Raw genomic sequence first — 17,483 nt, 5'->3', positions numbered from 1 at the left:
CGCTAGGAGGCCCCCGGTGGCACGCGGTGCAGCCGTCCCCGCGCCACCAGCTCCACCGTCGTCGCCACCGCGATCGCCTGTACGGCCATCAGCGCCACCAGGACGAAGAGTTGCACCGCCCCGGCCGTCACCGGTGACGCGCCGCCCAGGAGCATGCCGACGAAGGCGCCCGGGAGCGTCACCAGGCCCACCGTCCGGGTCTGGTCGAGGCCGGGCAGGAGGGCGTCGGACGCGGTGGGGCGGGCGATCTCAAGGCGGGCTTCTTGGGGGAGCAGGCCGAGGGCCAGGCACGCCTCCACCTCGCCCTCGCGCGTGGTCAGCTCGTCGAGGGCACGGCGCCCCGCCAGCACCGTCGCCGTGAGCGCGCCGCCGATGAGGATGCCGGTCACCGGGATCACGGCGATGCCGCGCAGCGGGAGCAGGCCGCAGGCGATCAGTGCCGCGACGAGCGGGGTCACCGGCGCCGCGATCGGCAGGGCGGCCCAGATCCAGGTCCGGTTCGGGGTGAGGCGGCGGCCCGCCGTGCGCGCGGCCACCGCCAGCATGAGCAGCAGGAAGGCCAGCAGCGCCGCTCCGTGGCGCACCACCCAGCCGATCAGGAGCGACACCACGGCCAGTTGCACCGCGGCCCGGACCCCCGCGATCGCGATGTCGCGGGCGCGGCGCCGCGACCCGTCCGGGGACAGGCGGTACACGGCCGCCACCGCCGCCGCGATCACGAGGAGAACGACGAGTACCGCCGCGAGAGTTCCGTTGACGGGAAGGAGGCCGGCCGCCGCCAGGGTTCGCACGCGCACAGGAACACATTAGAGCGCCCCGACCTGGGCACCGGTGCTGTTCTCCGCTCCACAGGTGAGCGAGGATGGGCGCGTAACAAGGCGTGAAGTTGCCGCGATTGAGAAAGAGGGCTGACCGTCATGGCACAGCAGGTGCAGGGCGTGATCGCGCGGGCCAAGGGTGCCCCCGTGGAGATCGCGACGATCACGGTGCCGGACCCGGGTCCGGGCGAGGCCGTCGTGAAGATCCAGGCGTGCGGGGTCTGCCACACCGATCTGCACTACCGGGAGGGCGGGATCAACGACGAGTTCCCGTTCCTGCTCGGTCACGAGGCGGCGGGTGTCGTCGAATCGGTGGGTGACGGGGTGAGCGAGGTCGCCCCCGGTGACTTCGTGATTCTGAACTGGCGTGCGGTGTGCGGGCAGTGTCGTGCCTGTCAGCGCGGGCAGGCCCAGTACTGCTTCAACACCCACAACGCGAAGCAGAAGATGACCCTGGCCGACGGCACCGAGCTGTCGCCCGCCCTCGGGATCGGCGCTTTCGCCGAGAAGACCCTCGTGGCCGCCGGGCAGTGCACGAAGGTGGACCCGGCCGCCTCCCCGGCCGCCGCGGGCCTCCTCGGCTGCGGCGTCATGGCCGGGATCGGCGCGGCGATCAACACCGGGAACGTGGGCCGCGGCGACTCCGTCGCCGTCATCGGCTGCGGCGGCGTGGGCAACGCCTCCGTCGTCGGCGCCCGCCTGGCCGGCGCCGCGAAGATCATCGCCGTCGACATCGACGACAAGAAGCTCGCCACCGCGCGCGAGCTCGGCGCCACCCACACCGTCAACTCCCGGTCCACCGACCCGATCGAGGCCGTGCGCCAGCTGACCGGCGGATTCGGCGCCGACGTCGTCATCGAGGCCGTCGGCCGCCCGGAGACGTACGAGCAGGCCTTCTACGCGCGCGACCTGGCGGGCACGGTCGTTCTCGTCGGAGTGCCGACTCCGGAGATGAAGCTCGAACTGCCGCTGCTGGACGTGTTCGGGCGCGGCGGCGCGCTCAAGTCGTCCTGGTACGGCGACTGTCTGCCCTCGCGGGACTTCCCGATGCTGATCGACCTGTATCTGCAGGGGCGTCTCGACCTGGACGCGTTCGTGACCGAGACGATCGCCCTGGACGACGTGGAGAAGGCGTTCGAGCGGATGCACCACGGTGACGTGCTGCGTTCGGTGGTGGTGTTCTGATGACCGAGGACACCGCACGCGTGGACCATCTCGTCACCTCCGGCACGTTCTCCCTCGACGGGGGCACGTGGGACGTCGACAACAACGTGTGGATCGTCGGGGACGACCGCGAGGCGATCGTCATCGACGCCGCGCACGACGCTGACGCCATCGCCGAGGCCGTGGGTGACCGGCGGCTCGTCGCCATCGTGTGCACCCACGCCCACGACGACCACATCGACGCCGCGCCCGCGCTCGCCGCGCGTACGGGGGCGCCGATCCTGCTGCACCCGGCCGACAGCGAGCTGTGGAAGCGCACGCACCCCGACCGGGCGCCGGACGGGGAGCTGGCCGACGGCCAGCAGATCGGCGTCGCGGGCGTCGAGCTGACGGTGCTGCACACGCCGGGGCACTGCCACGGCGCCGTCAGCCTGTACGCCCCCGCGCTCGGCACCGTGTTCACCGGGGACACCCTCTTCCAGGGCGGCCCCGGCGCCACCGGGCGGACCTTCAGCGACTTCCCGACCATCGTGGAGTCGATCAAGGGCCGGCTGCTGACGCTGCCGGGCGAGACCGTCGTACGTACCGGACACGGTGACAGCACGACGATCGGCGCGGAGGCGCCGAACCTCGACGAGTGGATCGCGCGCGGGCACTGATCACCGGTCCCGGCCGGGGCGACGAACCTTCGTCGCCCCGGCCGGGGCGTGGTTCAGCAGGGCGTCAGCACCGCGAGCACCGTCTTTCCGCCTCGCGGATCCGGCCGCACGCTCCAGCGGCGGGCGAGCGCCTGGACCAGGGCGATGCCCCGGCCCGACTCGGCCGTTCGCGACTCCGGTGCGAGGCGGGGGAGTCCGGGTGCGTCATCGTGCACGGCCACGGTCAGCTCACCCGACTGCAGGCACAGGCTCATCCGGCAGCTGCAGCTCTGGGCCTCGGTGGCGTTGGCGACCAGCTCCGACACCACCAGCTCGGCGTCCCTCGCCCCCTCGCCCGTATGACCGGCGAGAAACCTTCGTGTCAGCCGCCGGGCCCAACGGGCCGCGCCCGAACCCTGCGGCATCAGGAATTCCACGCGCGCGGCACGCCGGTCGGCGCCCCTCGACGCACGCATGGCAACCACTCCCTCTCGCGATGGACTGTGGGGTCGTGTATCGGTGACGGTCCCATTCCCACGGTGCGGCGACCTCACTCCTGACCCTGGGCACCGGGTGCCCCGCACCGGTCGGTTCACGCCGTGTCAGCCACTTTCGGTGGGGTGCGGGTGCGCCAGCGTGTCGAGGAACCGGTCGATGGCGGGCGAGGACGCCCCGTCGGCGCAGTGGGAGCGCTCCACCTGCGGTATCGGCAACTTGCCCAGATGCGGTGCACGGGCGTCCGGGGCCCGCGTCATATGGAGCCGCTCCAGGGCCCGTTCGGTGGCTGAGGAGCGTACGTACTCGACCAGTGTCAGGCCCAGATGGTCCGCATGACTGCGTACCGCGGCGTACTCATCCGGCGTGAAGAGCTCCCGTAGGAGCGCAGTACTACCGTCCATGTCGGCATGATGCCGCCCCGCGTCGTGCCGTGGGGGCGGTTGGCATATTCACCCCTCGTTCGCGTGGAGTTGGTGTTGTTCGATGGCGCCCGCGGGGGTGGACGGCACTCAGAAGCGGTCGGGGTCCGCGGCCGCCCAGTCGGCGGCCCAGGTCGCGGGCGGCTGCTCGGTCAACTGGCCGGGCTCCAGCCAGTCGTGGAGGTGCGCGTAGGAGACCGGCATGTCCGCCGTGGTGCGCCGCATGAGCTGGGCCGGGCGCAGCTCGCGCGGATCGTGCACGCCCATCGCCGCCATGATCTGCCCCGCGCTGCGCACGGTCGCCTGCTGGTAGTGGCGTACGCGTTCCGCCTTGTCGGCGACGTCGAGGGCGCGCACGCGGCGAGGATCCTGCGTCGTGACCCCCACCGGGCAGGTGTTGGTGTGGCACCGCTGGGCCTGGATGCAGCCGACCGCGAACATCATGGCGCGCGCCGCGTTCGTGAAGTCGGCGCCCTGGAGGAGGCGTTTGACGATGTCGGCGCCGGTGGCGACCTTGCCGCTGGCCCCGATGCGGACGGTGTCGCGCAGTCCCGTGCCGACGAGCGCGTTGTGGACCGTGATCAGTCCTTCGGTGAGCGGGGTGCCGAGGTGGTCGGCGAACTCCAGCGGCGCCGCGCCGGTACCGCCCTCCGAGCCGTCGACGATCACGAAGTCCGGTGTCACGCCTTCGGCAACCATCGCCTTGCACACGGCGAGGAACTGTGTGCGCGAGCCCACGCACAGCTTGAACCCGACCGGCTTGCCGCCCGCCAGCTCCCTCATCTCGGCCAGGAACAGCACCATTTGGCGGGGCGTCTCGAACTCCCGGTGGTACGGCGGCGACACCACCGTCTGCCCCTCGGGTACGTCCCGTACGCGCGCGATCTCCGCGTTGACCTTGCCGCCCGGCAGGACGCCGCCGATGCCCGGCTTCGCGCCCTGCGACAGTTTCAGGGAGACGCACTTGATGTTTTCGTGCGCCGCCTTGTCGGCGAACTCGGCGCGGTCGAAGCGGCCTTCGCTCGTGCGGCAGCCGAAGTAGCCGGTGCCGATCTCCCACACCAGGTCGCCGCCGTGCGCCAGATGGTGGTCGGAGAGGCCGCCCTCTCCCGTGTCGTGGGCGAAACCCCCGAGCGCCGCGCCCTTGTTGAGCGCGCGGATCGCGTGGCTGGACAGGGCGCCGTAACTCATCGCCGACACGTTGAGCAGCGCCATGTCGTAGGGCTTGATGCAGCCGGGGCCACCGATGCGGACGGTGGTCGGCCGCTCGGGCGGGTCGACGGGGCGCAGGGACGGCACCAGGAACTCGTGTCCCGAGGCGTACACGTCGCGCTCGGTGCCGAACGGCTCCTCGGCCTCGTCCTGCTTCGCCCGCTCGTAGACGATGCTGCGCACGTCGCGGTCGTAGGGCCGGCCGTCGTAGTTGCGCTCGACGAAGTACTGCTGCAGCTCGGGGCGCAGCGACTCCATCAGGAAGCGCAGATGCCCGAGGACCGGATAGTTGCGCAGCACGGAGTGGCGCGACTGGGTCAGATCCCACACGCCCAGTGCCGCGAGCGCGAGCAGCGGGGCGGCGGCGAACCACCACCACGCGGAGAGCAGCAGGGACAGGGCCAGGGCTGCGAGCGCTCCGGCGACGGCGGCGAGGAACACGACGAATCTGCGCACCCGTCGAGTCAATCGCACCGGGCGGCTCGCGGCAGTGGGCGACACAGGAAGACGAGGTGAGGGTGGGGTGGACCGTCGGCGATCACCTCCGATAACTTAGGCAAGGCTTACCTAATGGAGGTTCGGGATGGGTGTCCGACAGATCGCTGCCGCCGTGCCCAGCACGGCGGCCCACGCACGCTCCGTGCTCGCCGCCGCATGGACCTGCGGCGTCACCACCGATGTGGGGCAGGACGACCTCGTCGGGGCGCATCGCGTCGCCGACGACGGCACGGTCCGCATCGCGCCGCCGCCGGACAGCGTGCTGGCCGCCGCCGTGCTCTGCTCACCGCACGGACGGCCCACCACGCTCCTGGAGTTCGCCGACGCGGCGCCCGTTCCCGTACGTGACCGGGTGCGCGCCCGGGTGTGGCTGTCGGGGGAGCTGGTCCCGGACGGCGAGGAGCTGGTGCTGCGGCCCGAACGGGCGGTCCTGCAGATCCGGTCGGGGCGCACGTGCGTCGACCTGGACGAACTCGCCGCCACCGCGCCCGATCCGCTCGCGCTCGCCGAGCCCCGCCTGCTCACCCATCTCGCCGACTCCCACCCCGAGGCCGTCGAGCAGCTCACCCGGCTCATCGCCCCCGACAGCCTGCACGGCGTCGTCCGCGTCCAGCCGCTCGCCGTGGACCGGCACGGCCTGACGCTGCGTCTGGAGCGGATGCGCGGCCAGGCCGACGTGCGCCTCGCCTTCCACCGGCCCGCCGACGACCTGGGGTCGCTCACCGAGCGCATGCACCAGCTGCTCGCCTCGGCACAGACGGTCAGCCGCCGCCGGAGGTGACCCGTTCCCGGGGCGTCGCCTGTTCGGGCAGGGACCGTTGCTCCGTCGGCCGCCGGAACGCCCAGTCCATCCGGGGCTCGACGACGTAGCGGAACACCCGCCGCACCGGCTGCGTGCACAGCGCGGTGATGAGTGCGACCGCCGCCGCCGTCACGGCCAGCTCGCCGAGCGGGCTGTGCAGCCACGGGCGGTCGTACCAGTCCCAGAACCGGGAGGACTTGATGACGAACCCGTGCAGCAGATACGCGTAGATCGTCCCGGTGCCCAGGGCCGTGAACCACAGCTTGCGGCCCGGCACCCAGGCCAGGAAGCACGCGGACAGCAGGAGCGCGAGAGTGAACAGGGCGGGCGTCGCGAACAGGCCCGCCCACCCGGGCACGCCCCGCCCCTGGACGGCGCCCCGGTGGTAGAACCAGCCGGCGTCGAACCACGGCGCCACCCGGTACGCGGCGAGCAGTGCCGCGCCCGTGACGCCCAGCGCCACCCAGCGCACGCGCCACGTCCGCAGCCGCGCGAAGTGCTCGGGCCGCAGCACCAGGCCCACCACGAAGAACGGCAGGAACTGCAGCACCCGTTGGAGCGCCAGGTCGCCGCCCGCGCCCGGCCACATCGACACCGCCGTGCCCACGGCCAGCGACACGAGCACGGGGTGGCGCAACTGCAGCCACAGCGGCGTCGAGAGCCGCCAGACGAACAGGGCCACCAGGAACCACATCAGATACCAGGGGTCCAGCAGGCTGATCGGATACCCCGGATCGTCCTGCGCCCACCGGTAGAACAGCGTGTACGCCACCTCGAAGACGAGGTAGGGCACGACGACGCCGGTCACCAGGCGCCGCAGCCGGTGCGGAGCCATGTCGAAGCTGCGCGAGAAATACCCCGACACCAGCGCGAACGCCGGCATGTGGAAGGCGTAGACGGTGAGATACACGGCCGTCACCGCGCGGGAGCCGTAGGTCAGCGGCTCCCACGCGTGCCCGCAGGCCACGAGGACGATCGTCAGGAACTTGACGTTGTCGAAGTACGACTCGCGTGCCTTCGGTGCCATGGCGTTCGCTGCGCCTCTCCACCTCGAAACGGTCCGGGTGCCCTGCCGGTACCCCTCGCAGACCGTTCCATGAGTGGAGGTGCGACACAAGTGGCGTATGCGGCGCGGCGGGTCAGACCGCCGTGTACGCGCCGTCCACGAGGTGGTAGCTGCCCGCGATGAACGAGGCACGGTCCGAGAGCAGGAAGACGATCAGCTCGGCGACCTCCTCGGAGGTGCCCAGGCGGCCCGCCGGGTGCAGCCCCACGAGGGAGTCGTGGGCGGCCTTGTCCATCTCCTTGAGGAGCGGGGTCTCGATGAAGCCCGGGCCGACCGCGTTGACGCGGATGCCCTGCGCGGCGTACTCGGCCGCCGCCGACTTCGTCAGGCCGACCACACCGTGCTTGGCGGCGACGTACGCGGGCGAGCCGGCGAAGCCGACCGAACCGAGGATCGAGGCGACGTTCACGATGGCGCCGCCGTTGCCCGCGGCCAGGATGGCGGGGATCTCGTAGCGCATGCTGAAGAAGACGCCGTCCAGGTTCGTGCGCACGACGCGGTTGTAGACGTCGATGTCGTACTCGCCCGTGGGGGCGCTCGCGCCGCCGATGCCCGCGTTGTTCACGGCCAGGTCGAGGCCGCCGAAGGTGTCGACGGCGAACCGGACGGACGCCTCGACCGAGGCCGGGTCGGTCACGTCGACGGCGACCGCGGCGGCCTTCAGACCCTCCGCCTTGAGCGCCTCGGCAGCCTCCTGCGCGCCCTTCTCGTTGTAGTCCGCGATGACGACGTCGGCGCCGCCGCGGCCGAGCCGGCGTGCCGTGGCCAGGCCGATGCCGGAGGCGGAGCCGGTGACGAGGGCAGTCTTCCCGGCGAACTCGGCGGCGTAGTCGGTCACGTTGCCGGTGGTGGGGGTGGTGCTCATGGTGCGATTCACTTTCTGGTAGCGACTTCGGGGGCCGTCGTGCGGGCGGCCTCCTCGATGAGGGCGTCGTAGGCCCGCGCCACCAGTTCGGCGAGGTCTTCGGCGTCCGTGCCCGCGCCGCGCGCCCAGGTGCGCAGCGCGGCGGTCAGCACTCCGGCGGCGGCTCCGACGACGACCTCGGGACGGGGGTCCCGGGCCGGGTCGGTGCCGAGCCGGTCGGCGATGATGCGTACGGACTCGTCCTGGGCGTCGACCCGGATCCGTTCGTACGCGGCGAACAGGGCCGGCTCCGCATCCACGACCGCGTACAGCTCGCGCAGCCGCGGGCGGTGGTGCCAGCCCGGGGACTCGCGGTCGGCGAGGTAGTCCGCGACCGCGCGTCGGTAGGCGAGCAGCGGCGGCTCGTCGGCGGGGCGGGCGCGCAGCGCCGCGTTGATCCCCGCGCCGTCGGCCCGCGTGAAGTCCAGGGCCGCGTCCTCCTTGCCCGCGAAGTGCCGGCTGAAGGTGCGGCGGGTGACGTCCGCGCGGTCGGCGATGGCCTCCACGGTGACGTCCCCGAGTCCGCGTTCGAGCACCAGCTCGACGGCGGCCTCCGTGAGCGCCTCGCGCGTCCGGCGGGCCCTGGCCTGCCGGCGGTCGCCGGCGGGCCGCGTGCTGGTGGCCTCGTTCGCCTTCATGTCTTCGACGGTACACCCGAATGTCCCAATGGGACACATGTCCCGGCGGGACATTTTTGTGGGACGGCGCGGGCAGGACGGCGCGGGCGGGACGGATGGTGCGGGCCGGGCCCTCAGGCGTGCCAGTGCCCGTGCAGCGCGGCGGTCGCGAAGCCGGGGCCGTACGCGACCAGCGTGCCGCTGCTGCCCGCGGGCGGCGGGTCCTGGTGGGTGCGCTCCAGGACGCGGAGCACGCTCACGCCGCCCATGTTCCCCTCGTCGGTGAGGGTGGCCGTGGAGTGACGGGCGTCGTGTGCGGTCAGGCCCAGGGCCGTGGCCGTGTCCGCGATGATCCGCGGGCTGCCCGGGTGGATCACGGCGAAGTCGGTGCGGCGCGGGCCGAGCCAGCCGGTGACGCTCGGCAGGGTCTCGGTGAAGGCCGCGCGGCCCCGCTTCGTGGCGTCGAAGTGCAGCCCGTCGGCGGTGATCCGGCCGCCCAGCTGTCCCGCGGTGCCCGGCAGTACGTGCTCGAAGTCGTCCTCCCACGCGAAGCCGGGGCCGAGCGGTTCGTCGCTGACCACGGCCGCTCCGGCCGAGTCGCCGAACAGCGCCTTGTAGATCATCGCGTCGATGCCGGTGTCGCTGTGGTGGTAGACGGCGGAGATCACCTCGGCGGCGACCACGAGCACCTTGCCGCCGGGGCGGGCCGCCACCATGTCCGCCGCCCGGATCAGCGCCTTGGTGCCGCCCGTGCAGGCCAGCGTCGTGTGGGCCAGGGAGCGGGCGGTGGGGCGCAGACCGAGCCGGGTCATGAGGTGTACGTCCAGATTGGGCGCGGCCCAGCCGGTGGAGTGCGTGGTGACGATGCCGTCCAGGTCGCTCGCTCTCAGGCCGGCCGCCGCGACGGCCGATGCGGCCGCCCGCTCCGCGAGTTCGACCGCGTCCGCGAACGCGGTACGGGCCCGCTCGGCGATGCCCGCCGCGCCCGCCACGGTGGGGGAGTCCAGCGGCCGGGCGAAGTACCGGGTGTGCACGCCGCACCCCTGAACCGCGCGTACCGCGGCGGCGATCCGGGGGTGTCCCGGGTGGCGTGCACGTATGTCGTCCGCGATCTCGTCGGTGGTCACCTTGTGGGCGCCGAGGACGGTGTGCGGCATCGAGACGTAGGCGGGCATGGGTGTCTCCCACGGGACTGAAGTGGCTGTGGGGGGCCCGCTCAACCTACGTCGCCACGACACTTCTGCCACGGGAGGTGTGACAAGAGGGGCGGAAATCAGCCTGCGCGCAGGGCGGGCTTCCTGGGGTGCGCGCGGTGCACGCCGGGGTGGAAGACCAGGATCATCAGGCGCGCGCCGGGTGTGGTGAGCGGCTGTGCCGCGCACATCGTCGCCCAGCCGGGCCCCAGGCGCGCGTGCAGCAGCGGCCGTTCGTCGCCGTCGGGGTGCATGGCCGAACCGCCCGACCGGTAGATCGGGGCGGCCTCGGGGTCGGCCAGAACCTCCTTTTCGATCTGGGCGAGCGTGTCGTCGTCGGGACGCGCGGCGAGCGCGGCGCGCAACTGGGGGAGCAGCAGCGGCGCCCACGCGTTCTGCCAGTCCACCAGCATGTCGCGGGCGTGCGGGTCGAGCAGCATCCAGCGCATGGTGTTCGCGGGCGGCCGATGGTCGGGGAACAGTTCCGTGAACGCCCGGTTGCACGCCAGCAGGTCCCAGGACGAGTCCGAGACGTACGCGATGTGGTCGATGCCGTCGACCGCCTCCTGCCATACGCCGGGGATCTCCTTGCCCGACGTCGGATACAGCGGGCCCGGCGGGTCCTGCAGCAGCGCGTAGCGGCACAGCAGCACCCACTCCTGCTCGTTCAGCCCGAACAGCCGGGCGACATCACGCAGCAGCTCCGCCGGGGCGTTCGGGTACGTCCCGGACTCCAGGCGGTGGTACGTGCCGAGCGTGCGGTGCAGGAGCTGGTCGACCTGGTGCTGGGACAGTCCGGGGGCGCGACGGCCTTGTCCCGTCGGTCTGCTGAAGCCGTGGGATTCGGGGGCTATGAGGGCGCGCCGTTCACGGAGCAGGGCGCGAAGCGCCGTCTTGTTCATGGTGGGTAATCCCTCGTTGTTCACGCCGAGTTGAGCGTGAGCAGTCTAAATAGTCCCAAGGTCTTTGGTAATAAACATTGCCCGAAGAAAACGATCAGACGGTCCGTCATGATGGGCGGAGTTGGGTTGCCCACCTGCTGGTTTCCTCGTTCGCGCACATGTGGGCGCGGCGTTGCGGCACCCGTGCCGGGTCACTCGAAAATGGCTGAAATTTCCCGCTGCGGGTAACCCACAAGCCTCTGCGGCCGTTCACGCAGGTGCGAGTGGGGCCGGGCCACCAATTGCGTTCGATGTGGCCGGAAAATGCGTTGTGAGACGCAAACGCCCACGCTCGTCCGGGCGGCCGGTGGAGGTCACTGGCTGCGGTCGGTGCCGTCACTCGCCATCACGTAGCGGCCACGGCACCGGCCGCGCCCGGTCCCGGGGCGACTCACTGCCCTGTCTTGTGCACATTCCGTACGTAGTCGTCGGCCGCGGCGTCGAGGCCGATGTCGTGCTGGGCGCGCTCGGACAGGTACCAGCGGTGCTCCAGGAGTTGGTGATACAGCTCGGCCGGGTCCATCGGCGTGGACACCCGGTCGCGGACGGCGCGGACCGTGGGCCGGAACACGTCACGGACCCAGCGGTGGGCGAGGACCTCGGGGCGGGCGTCGGGTGCGTCCTCCTGCGTCGCCATCCAGCTCTCCAGGTCGGCGAGCAGGCGCCGCGCCTGGTTCTCCTCGGCGTCCATGCCGGTCAGGCGGAGCAGTTGGCGCTGATGGTGGCCGGCGTCGACGACCTTCGGCACGAACGTGACCGTGTCGCCGTGCGGCGAGCGGGAGATCTGCATCTCGGCCACGTCGAAACCCAGATCGTTGAGTCGGCGGATGCGGCGGTCCATGTAGTGGTGCTTGCCGGCCGGATACACCGACGTACGGGTCAGCTCGGTCCACAGGTTCGTGTACCGCTGCACGATCTCCGTGCCGAACTCGATCGGGTCGATCGACGGATGCAGCGCGCCCGACGCCTCCAGGTCGAGCATCTCGCCCGCGATGTTCACCCGCGCCAGATCGATGTCGTACTCGCGCTGCCCGTCGCTCAACCGCGGGTGCAGCTCGCCGGTCTCGGCGTCCACCAGGTAGGCGGCGTACGCGCCCGCGTCCCGGCGGAAGAGTGTGTTGGACAGCGAGCAGTCGCCCCAGGCGAAACCGGCGAGATGCAGCCGCACGAGGAGCACGGCCAGCGCGTCCATCAGCCGGTGCACGGTCGTCGGCCGCAGCGTCGTCTCGAACATCGAGCGGTACGGCTGCGAACCGCCCAGGTGCCGGGTGATGAGCACGGGTTCCAGAGGGGCGCCGGAAGGATCCTCCCGGCCGGTGACCACCGCGAGCGGGTCCACCGCCGGGATCCCCAACCGGTCCAGCGTGCGCAGCAGTTCGTACTCGCGCAAAGCCGGGCGCTGGGCCAGCTCCTTCACGGCGACGACCTCGTCCCCGGCGCGCGCGTAGCGCACCACGTGCCGCGAGATGCCGCGCGGAAGCGGCACCAGGTACTCCTCGGGCCACTCCTCCAGCGGGATGTGCCAGGGCAGGGCGAGCAGGAGCACCGGGTGCTCGGGGTTGGTGGCGCTGATCTCGAGCGGCATGACGACCAGGGTAAAGGGGGTCCGCGGCCACCCCGGCCTGATCCAAACGACAAGCCCTAGTGTTCGGGGACCGGTTCGGCCCGGCCCGACGCCAGGGAGCGCTCGGCCGCCGCGAGGGTCTCGGTGAGCCGCAGGCCGAAGCGGGCGTCGCACGGGTGCGCGGGCCCGCCGTGCGCCGCCTCCAGCAGCGAGTCGACGGCGGCGGCGAGCGCCTCCTGGGAGACGCGGGTGCCCGTCGGCATCGTCGACACCCCCTGAGTGCCGCGCAGTTCGACCACTGTGCCGCCCCCCGGCCGGGGTGTGGTCAGGCTGAGCGTCGCGGTGCTGGAGGCACCGCCCGCGTGCCGGAGCACGAGATGCACGGTGTCGCCCGGGCCGCCGTGCGCCGCCACCGTCCCTACCTCGCCAAGGATCGGCAGCAGCACGGACAAGGCGTGCGGACCCACGTCCCACAGGGCGCCCTTCTCGGCCCGCCAGGGCGTCGTGGCGCGCACCTCCGCGTCGTCGCCGGGCGTGTAGAGCGCGCCGAACCAGTCGGCGCGGCCCGTGAACCAGCCGTCCGTCCCGGCCTGTTCGGCGATCCAGGCCGCGGTGAGCGGTGCGTGCCGCAACGTGCAGAAGACGGTCGACGCGACACCCGCCGCGTCGGCCGCGTCGACGACGGCGCGGGCCGCGTCCGGACGGGTCGCCAGCGGCTTGTCGAGGAGCAGGTGGCAGCCTGCCGCGGCGGCCCGCGCGGCGAGCGGTGCCTGGACGTCCGGCGGCACCGCGAACGCCACGACGTCGCTCGCCGCGAACAGGGCGTCCACGTCGTCGTACGCCGTCGTGCCGTGTCCTGCCGCGAGTTCGGCCGCCGCCTGAGGCCTGCGCCCCCAGACCCCGACGAGGTCCACGGACTTGTGGGCATCCAGCGTGGGGGCGTACGTCCGCTGGGCCCAGGAGCCGGTGCCGACGAGACCGAAGCGGACCGGAGCGGACGCGGTGGGCGGGGTGGAAGAGGTCATGAGCGGCAGTATCCGTCGGTCGGATGTCCGATGCACAGAGGGCCGGGCCGAGCGGTGCAGACAGGACGTGCGGTTCGGTGAATACTGATTCACCGAACTGGTGAACCCCTGTTCACCCCGAACGCAACCGCCATCGCCATCGCCATCGCCACGCCAACGCCCCGCGACCGGAGACCCATGAATTCTGCGCCGATACCGGCGACACGCCCGCGCGAGCGGCTCGCCGTGCCCGTGCTCGCCTTCGGCGGCATCCTCATGGCGGTCATGCAGACCGTCGTCGTCCCGCTCCTGCCCGATCTGCCGCGGCTGACCGGCGCCTCGCCCGCCGCCGTGTCCTGGATGGTCACCGCGACGCTGCTCGCCGGCGCCGTCCTTACCCCGGTCCTCGGCCGGGCTGGGGACATGTACGGCAAGCGGCGCGTCCTGCTCGGCGCGCTCGCCCTGATGACCGTCGGCTCGGTGCTGTGCGCGCTGACCTCGGACATCCGGCTCCTGATCGCCGCCCGCGCGCTGCAGGGCGCCGCGGCCGCCGTCGTGCCGCTGTCCATCAGCATCCTGCGCGACGAACTCCCGCCGCACCGCACCGGATCCGCCGTCGCCCTGATGAGCTCGACCGTCGGCATCGGCGCGGGACTCGGCCTGCCGCTGGCCGCGCTCATCGTCCAGTACGCCAACTGGCACGTCATGTTCTGGGCGACCAGCGCCCTCGGCGCGCTCGGCCTCGGCCTCGCCTGGTGGGCCGTGCGGGAGTCACCGGTCCGCTCCCCGGGCCGCTTCGACGCGCTCGGCACGCTGGGCCTCGCCGCGGGCCTCGTCTGTCTGTTGCTCGGTGTCTCGCAGGGCGGCCAGTGGGGCTGGGGGAGTCCCACCGTGCTCGGCCTGTTCGCCGGCGCCGTCGTGGTCCTCGGACTGTGGGCCTGGCAGCAACTGCGCACCGAGCGGCCCCTGGTCGACCTGCGCCTCGCCGTCGGCCGCCGGGTCGGCCTCCCGCACCTGGCGGCGCTGTTCACCGGCTTCGCCTTCTACGCCAACTCGCTCGTCACCGCCCAGCTCGTGCAGGCGCCCGTCGCCACCGGCTACGGGCTCGGCCTGTCCATCGTCGCGACCGGCCTGTGCATGCTGCCCAGCGGCGTCATCATGCTGCTGTTCTCGCCGGTCTCGGCCCGTATCTCCGCCGCGCGCGGCCCCCGGATCACGCTCGCGATCGGCGGCGTGGTCCTCGCCCTCGGGTACGCTGTCCGCATCGTCGACAGCACCGACCTGTGGGTGATTCTCGTCGGCGCCGCCGTCGTCTCGACCGGCACCACCCTTGCGTACTCGGCGCTGCCCACCCTGATCCTGCGCGCCGTCCCGGCCGATGCCACGGCCTCCGCGAACGGCGTCAATGTCCTCATGCGCACCATTGGCCAGGCGGTTTCCAGCGCCGCCGTCGCCGCCGTGCTCGTCCACCACACGACCCGGGTCGGCGGCGCCCACGTCCCGTCCCTGCACGGCTATCAGCTGGCGTTCGCCATGGCGGGCACGGTCGCCGTCGTGGCCGCCGCGGTCGCCATGGCCGTCCCGTCCGACGGCGCGGCGGGCCGTACCGTCACGGGCGCACCGGCCCCGGTGCCCACCACGAAGGGAGCGTGAGGCGATGACCGCGGCCCACGTCGGCGGACAGCGGTCCGGCACGGGGCGGCGCGACGCGGAGGCGAGCAGGACCGCCATCGTCACGGCGGCCAGGCACCTGCTCGCCCGGCACGCGCACGGCGACATCACCCTCAAGGCCGTCGCCGACCGGGCCGGGGTCAGCCCGCCGCTCGTCCTCAAGTACTTCGGCAGCAAGGACGCCCTGTTCTCCCGCGTCATGAACTTCGAGGCCGACGTGGAGTCCTTCCTCGACGCCGCGCCCGCTGACCTGGGCCGCCACATGGTCCGGCACGTCCTGACCGGCCAGGCCGAGCGCGGCAGCGATCCGATCCTGCGCATCGTCTTCGCCCCGCTCCACGGCGAGCAGGGCGACATCCTGCGCGCCAACTTCCGCACCCAGGTGTGCGAACGGCTCGCGCGGCGCCTGCCCGGCGACGACGCGCCCCTGCGCGCGGAACTCGCCGTGTCCCTCCTGCTCGGCCTCGGCGTCATGTACGGCATCGCCCGCGGCCCGCATGTGCGGGCCGCGGACATCGAGACGCTCGTCGACCGCTACGCCCCCGCAGTGGAGGCCCAACTGGCGCCGACCGCTCAGCCCTGCTGAACGCGCAGCGGCTCGAACGCGACGGTGGTGCGCGTCCCGTCGGCCCAGCGCACCGTCAACTCGCCGTCCAGGATCGCGACATCGGACACGGCGTCCGCGAGCGGCGCCGTCGGCGGCTCGGCGCCGAGTACGGAGAGCGCCGCGAACACCGCCGTCCCCGCCACGTCCGACCCCAGGCGCGGCACCCGCACCCACGGCTCGTACGCCGTGCCCTGCGGTGCGCGCACCTCGTCCCGACCGTCCCAGCCGTGCAGTCCCACCAGGTCCGAGTGCAACGCCTCCGTGGCCCAGCCGGTGAGCGTCACGCGCGCGCCGTGCGGGGCGCCGACCACCCGGTGCACCCGCAGCTCGTACGCGCCGCGCGCCACGGTCACGCTCTCCACGCGAAGCCCCGGCACCATCGGGGGGCCCGAGGCGAACACCGGCCGGTGCCAGGACGCCGCCCAGCCCCAGCCGTCGCCCTGGCCCGCCCCGAGCGGATGGATGCGGCGCCGCACGCTCCCGACGCCGCCGCACTCCACCGACAGCTCGTTGTCCGCCGCGTTGGTCGGGGACGTGGGACCGGTGTGGGTGGAGTAGGCCTGGCGGCTGTAGAGAACGTCGACGGCGGCCGCGTCCTCGCCCTCGAACGGGCGGACGTGGTCGCTGCCGTGGTTGTGCAGCCGCACGATCGCGTCCGCCCGCGTCGACTGCACCAGCAGCCCCGGCGCGGGCAGCGCGAGCACCCGGTCGGGGCCCTCGCTCGGCGCCGCCTCCTCGGGCGCCGTCCACAGCGGATCGTCCTCGCCCGCAAGCAGCGACACGAAGCCCTTCGACGCCCAGTAAGGGGACGCCGGGCCCGAGTAGTTCTGCAGCGTCGCGTCGTGCGGGCCGTGCCAGCCGAGGCTGAGCAGACCCTCGTCGGTGACTCCGCCACGGTCCAGGAAGTAGCGCAGGTTTCCGCTGATGAGGCGGCGTGACGCGCCCGGGGACAGCGGCGTGTGCCCGGTGACCGCGCCGATGCCGACGGCCGCCGACGCCGCGAACCGGTAGGTCAGCGAACGACCGAAGTGGATCGGCGCCCCGTCGCCGCCGAAGAGCAGCGAGAAGCCCTCCAGGTGCTCGCGCAGCCGCGGACCCGTCCGCTCCGCAAGGGCCACGTCGCCCCGCAGATGCGCGTGCAGCATCGGATACAGGTGCAGCGCCCACCCGTTGTAGTGGTCAAAGGCCCGCCCGTCACCGTCGCGGTACCAGCCGTCGCCCTCGTACCAGGTCTCCATCAGGTCGAGCGCCCGGTCCATGGCCCGGGTCGTCGCGCAGTCGCCGCGGCCCACGGACTCCAGGAACGACGCCACCATGAAGGGGAACAGATACCAGTTGTTCGGCGCCGGGGTGTGGTTGATCGCGCCGCGCAGCCACTTCTCCGCCCGGTCCTGTACGTCGCCGTCGAGCCGGTCCCACAGCCACGGCCGGGTCAGCGACAGGCCGAGTGCCACCGAGGCGGACTCCACCATCGGCTGGCCCTGGACGTGATGGTCGAGGATCAGCGGCCAGGACTCGGCGTCGTCGCGGTCCGGCGTACGGGTACCGGCGGCGAGGCCGCTCGCGTACCGCTCCAGCCAGCCGTGCGGATCCTTGCCCTGCGCGCCCGCGACCCGGAAGCCGGCCGCCAGGAACGTACGGGCATAGCCCTCGAGCCCGTCCGAGCGGACACCGGAACCCGAGGGCCGGCCCGGCAGGTCGAGGAGGGCGCCCTCGGGGGTCGCCCACCGCCAGGCGGCCCCGAGCAGCCCGTCGGCGACGGCCTCCCAGTGCGCGCGGGTGAAACCGGTGAAGGGGCTCAACTCGCGGTCTTCGGCGGGGAGATCGAACGCGGGGGTACTCATGAGCGCAGCTCACTCCTTGAAAG

General features: G+C 72.5%; 17 protein-coding genes. 5 read left to right on the top strand and 12 right to left on the bottom strand.

Features of this window, described 5'->3' with window-relative positions; all coding sequences use genetic code 11:
- Positions 1–2: 2 nt before the first annotated feature.
- Positions 3–791, bottom strand: coding sequence for an ABC transporter permease (locus ACIA8D_RS21725; RefSeq protein ID WP_399234605.1), 789 nt, complete (start codon positions 789–791; stop codon positions 3–5).
- A gap of 126 nt (positions 792–917) precedes the next feature.
- Here ACIA8D_RS21725 and ACIA8D_RS21720 point away from each other — a divergent pair, with 126 nt between their 5' ends.
- Entirely contained in the window at positions 918–2,003 is a 1,086-nt protein-coding gene (locus ACIA8D_RS21720; RefSeq protein WP_399234488.1) for an S-(hydroxymethyl)mycothiol dehydrogenase, read from the top strand.
- Positions 2,003–2,641, top strand: coding sequence for an MBL fold metallo-hydrolase (locus tag ACIA8D_RS21715; RefSeq protein WP_399234487.1), 639 nt, complete (start codon positions 2,003–2,005; stop codon positions 2,639–2,641). The genes ACIA8D_RS21720 and ACIA8D_RS21715 overlap by 1 nt, the downstream gene beginning before the upstream one ends.
- Positions 2,642–2,694: 53 nt before the next feature.
- Here ACIA8D_RS21715 and ACIA8D_RS21710 read toward each other — a convergent pair whose 3' ends face one another.
- From ACIA8D_RS21710 to ACIA8D_RS21700, 3 genes are all read right to left on the bottom strand, one after another.
- Positions 2,695–3,096, bottom strand: a complete 402-nt coding sequence (locus ACIA8D_RS21710; protein WP_399234485.1) for an ATP-binding protein — start codon at positions 3,094–3,096, stop codon at positions 2,695–2,697.
- A gap of 126 nt (positions 3,097–3,222) precedes the next feature.
- Entirely contained in the window at positions 3,223–3,519 is a 297-nt protein-coding gene (locus tag ACIA8D_RS21705) for a plasmid mobilization protein (RefSeq protein WP_399234483.1), read from the bottom strand.
- A 108-nt stretch (positions 3,520–3,627) separates the two neighbouring features.
- Complete coding sequence (locus ACIA8D_RS21700; RefSeq protein ID WP_399234603.1) at positions 3,628–5,190, bottom strand: FMN-binding glutamate synthase family protein; 1,563 nt, start codon at positions 5,188–5,190, stop codon at positions 3,628–3,630.
- Between the two features lie 142 nt (positions 5,191–5,332).
- Here ACIA8D_RS21700 and ACIA8D_RS21695 point away from each other — a divergent pair, with 142 nt between their 5' ends.
- Positions 5,333–6,028, top strand: a complete 696-nt coding sequence (locus ACIA8D_RS21695) for a DUF2470 domain-containing protein (protein WP_399234481.1) — start codon at positions 5,333–5,335, stop codon at positions 6,026–6,028.
- On the opposite strand, the gene ACIA8D_RS21690 is transcribed toward ACIA8D_RS21695, so the two are convergent.
- The 7 genes from ACIA8D_RS21690 to ACIA8D_RS21660 form a co-directional block, all read right to left on the bottom strand.
- Entirely contained in the window at positions 6,009–7,076 is a 1,068-nt protein-coding gene (locus ACIA8D_RS21690) for an acyltransferase family protein (protein WP_399234480.1), read from the bottom strand. The genes ACIA8D_RS21695 and ACIA8D_RS21690 overlap by 20 nt on opposite strands.
- 112 nt (positions 7,077–7,188) lie before the next feature.
- Positions 7,189–7,980, bottom strand: a complete 792-nt coding sequence (locus ACIA8D_RS21685) for an SDR family NAD(P)-dependent oxidoreductase (protein WP_399234478.1) — start codon at positions 7,978–7,980, stop codon at positions 7,189–7,191.
- Positions 7,981–7,988: 8 nt separating this feature from the next.
- Complete coding sequence (locus ACIA8D_RS21680; protein ID WP_399234476.1) at positions 7,989–8,657, bottom strand: TetR family transcriptional regulator; 669 nt, start codon at positions 8,655–8,657, stop codon at positions 7,989–7,991.
- Positions 8,658–8,770: 113 nt separating this feature from the next.
- Positions 8,771–9,811 carry a PhlD gene (locus ACIA8D_RS21675; protein WP_399234475.1) on the bottom strand — a complete coding sequence of 347 codons (1,041 nt, stop codon included), beginning with the start codon at positions 9,809–9,811 and terminating at the stop codon, positions 8,771–8,773.
- Between the two features lie 98 nt (positions 9,812–9,909).
- Positions 9,910–10,731, bottom strand: coding sequence for a helix-turn-helix transcriptional regulator (locus ACIA8D_RS21670; protein WP_399234473.1), 822 nt, complete (start codon positions 10,729–10,731; stop codon positions 9,910–9,912).
- Positions 10,732–11,161: 430 nt separating this feature from the next.
- On the bottom strand, positions 11,162–12,355 hold the full coding sequence (locus tag ACIA8D_RS21665; protein ID WP_399234471.1) for a DUF4032 domain-containing protein: 1,194 nt from the start codon (positions 12,353–12,355) through the stop codon (positions 11,162–11,164).
- 56 nt (positions 12,356–12,411) lie between these two features.
- Positions 12,412–13,359 carry a Gfo/Idh/MocA family protein gene (locus ACIA8D_RS21660; protein ID WP_399234469.1) on the bottom strand — a complete coding sequence of 316 codons (948 nt, stop codon included), beginning with the start codon at positions 13,357–13,359 and terminating at the stop codon, positions 12,412–12,414.
- Between the two features lie 177 nt (positions 13,360–13,536).
- Between ACIA8D_RS21660 and ACIA8D_RS21655 the strand changes: the two genes are divergently transcribed.
- Both ACIA8D_RS21655 and ACIA8D_RS21650 read left to right on the top strand, forming a co-directional pair.
- Positions 13,537–14,991, top strand: coding sequence for an MFS transporter (locus ACIA8D_RS21655; protein ID WP_399234467.1), 1,455 nt, complete (start codon positions 13,537–13,539; stop codon positions 14,989–14,991).
- A gap of 4 nt (positions 14,992–14,995) precedes the next feature.
- Positions 14,996–15,595, top strand: a complete 600-nt coding sequence (locus ACIA8D_RS21650) for a TetR family transcriptional regulator (RefSeq protein ID WP_399234465.1) — start codon at positions 14,996–14,998, stop codon at positions 15,593–15,595.
- Here ACIA8D_RS21650 and ACIA8D_RS21645 read toward each other — a convergent pair.
- The gene (locus ACIA8D_RS21645) at positions 15,583–17,460 is read right to left on the bottom strand and encodes a DUF2264 domain-containing protein (RefSeq protein ID WP_399234464.1); all 1,878 of its coding nucleotides are present in this window, start codon (positions 17,458–17,460) and stop codon (positions 15,583–15,585) included. The genes ACIA8D_RS21650 and ACIA8D_RS21645 overlap by 13 nt on opposite strands.
- Positions 17,461–17,483: the final 23 nt, after the last annotated feature.

The organism is Streptomyces sp. NPDC051684, from assembly GCF_044453445.1.
In the GTDB taxonomy this organism is placed as follows: domain Bacteria; phylum Actinomycetota; class Actinomycetes; order Streptomycetales; family Streptomycetaceae; genus Streptomyces.
The sequence above is the reverse complement of the archived record's forward strand: the minus strand, read 5'-3'. Positions and strand labels throughout refer to the sequence as shown.

Coding starts and splice junctions, on each gene's coding strand:
- ACIA8D_RS21720 (WP_399234488.1), top strand. CDS start 918: ATGGCACAGCAGGTGCAGGGCGTGATCGCGCGGGCCAAGGGTGCCCCC.
- ACIA8D_RS21715 (WP_399234487.1), top strand. CDS start 2,003: ATGACCGAGGACACCGCACGCGTGGACCATCTCGTCACCTCCGGCACG.
- ACIA8D_RS21645 (WP_399234464.1), bottom strand. CDS start 17,460: ATGAGTACCCCCGCGTTCGATCTCCCCGCCGAAGACCGCGAGTTGAGC.
- ACIA8D_RS21685 (WP_399234478.1), bottom strand. CDS start 7,980: ATGAGCACCACCCCCACCACCGGCAACGTGACCGACTACGCCGCCGAG.
- ACIA8D_RS21665 (WP_399234471.1), bottom strand. CDS start 12,355: ATGCCGCTCGAGATCAGCGCCACCAACCCCGAGCACCCGGTGCTCCTG.
- ACIA8D_RS21680 (WP_399234476.1), bottom strand. CDS start 8,657: ATGAAGGCGAACGAGGCCACCAGCACGCGGCCCGCCGGCGACCGCCGG.
- ACIA8D_RS21670 (WP_399234473.1), bottom strand. CDS start 10,731: ATGAACAAGACGGCGCTTCGCGCCCTGCTCCGTGAACGGCGCGCCCTC.
- ACIA8D_RS21695 (WP_399234481.1), top strand. CDS start 5,333: ATGGGTGTCCGACAGATCGCTGCCGCCGTGCCCAGCACGGCGGCCCAC.
- ACIA8D_RS21690 (WP_399234480.1), bottom strand. CDS start 7,076: ATGGCACCGAAGGCACGCGAGTCGTACTTCGACAACGTCAAGTTCCTG.
- ACIA8D_RS21705 (WP_399234483.1), bottom strand. CDS start 3,519: ATGGACGGTAGTACTGCGCTCCTACGGGAGCTCTTCACGCCGGATGAG.
- ACIA8D_RS21710 (WP_399234485.1), bottom strand. CDS start 3,096: ATGCGTGCGTCGAGGGGCGCCGACCGGCGTGCCGCGCGCGTGGAATTC.
- ACIA8D_RS21675 (WP_399234475.1), bottom strand. CDS start 9,811: ATGCCCGCCTACGTCTCGATGCCGCACACCGTCCTCGGCGCCCACAAG.
- ACIA8D_RS21650 (WP_399234465.1), top strand. CDS start 14,996: ATGACCGCGGCCCACGTCGGCGGACAGCGGTCCGGCACGGGGCGGCGC.
- ACIA8D_RS21660 (WP_399234469.1), bottom strand. CDS start 13,359: ATGACCTCTTCCACCCCGCCCACCGCGTCCGCTCCGGTCCGCTTCGGT.
- ACIA8D_RS21655 (WP_399234467.1), top strand. CDS start 13,537: ATGAATTCTGCGCCGATACCGGCGACACGCCCGCGCGAGCGGCTCGCC.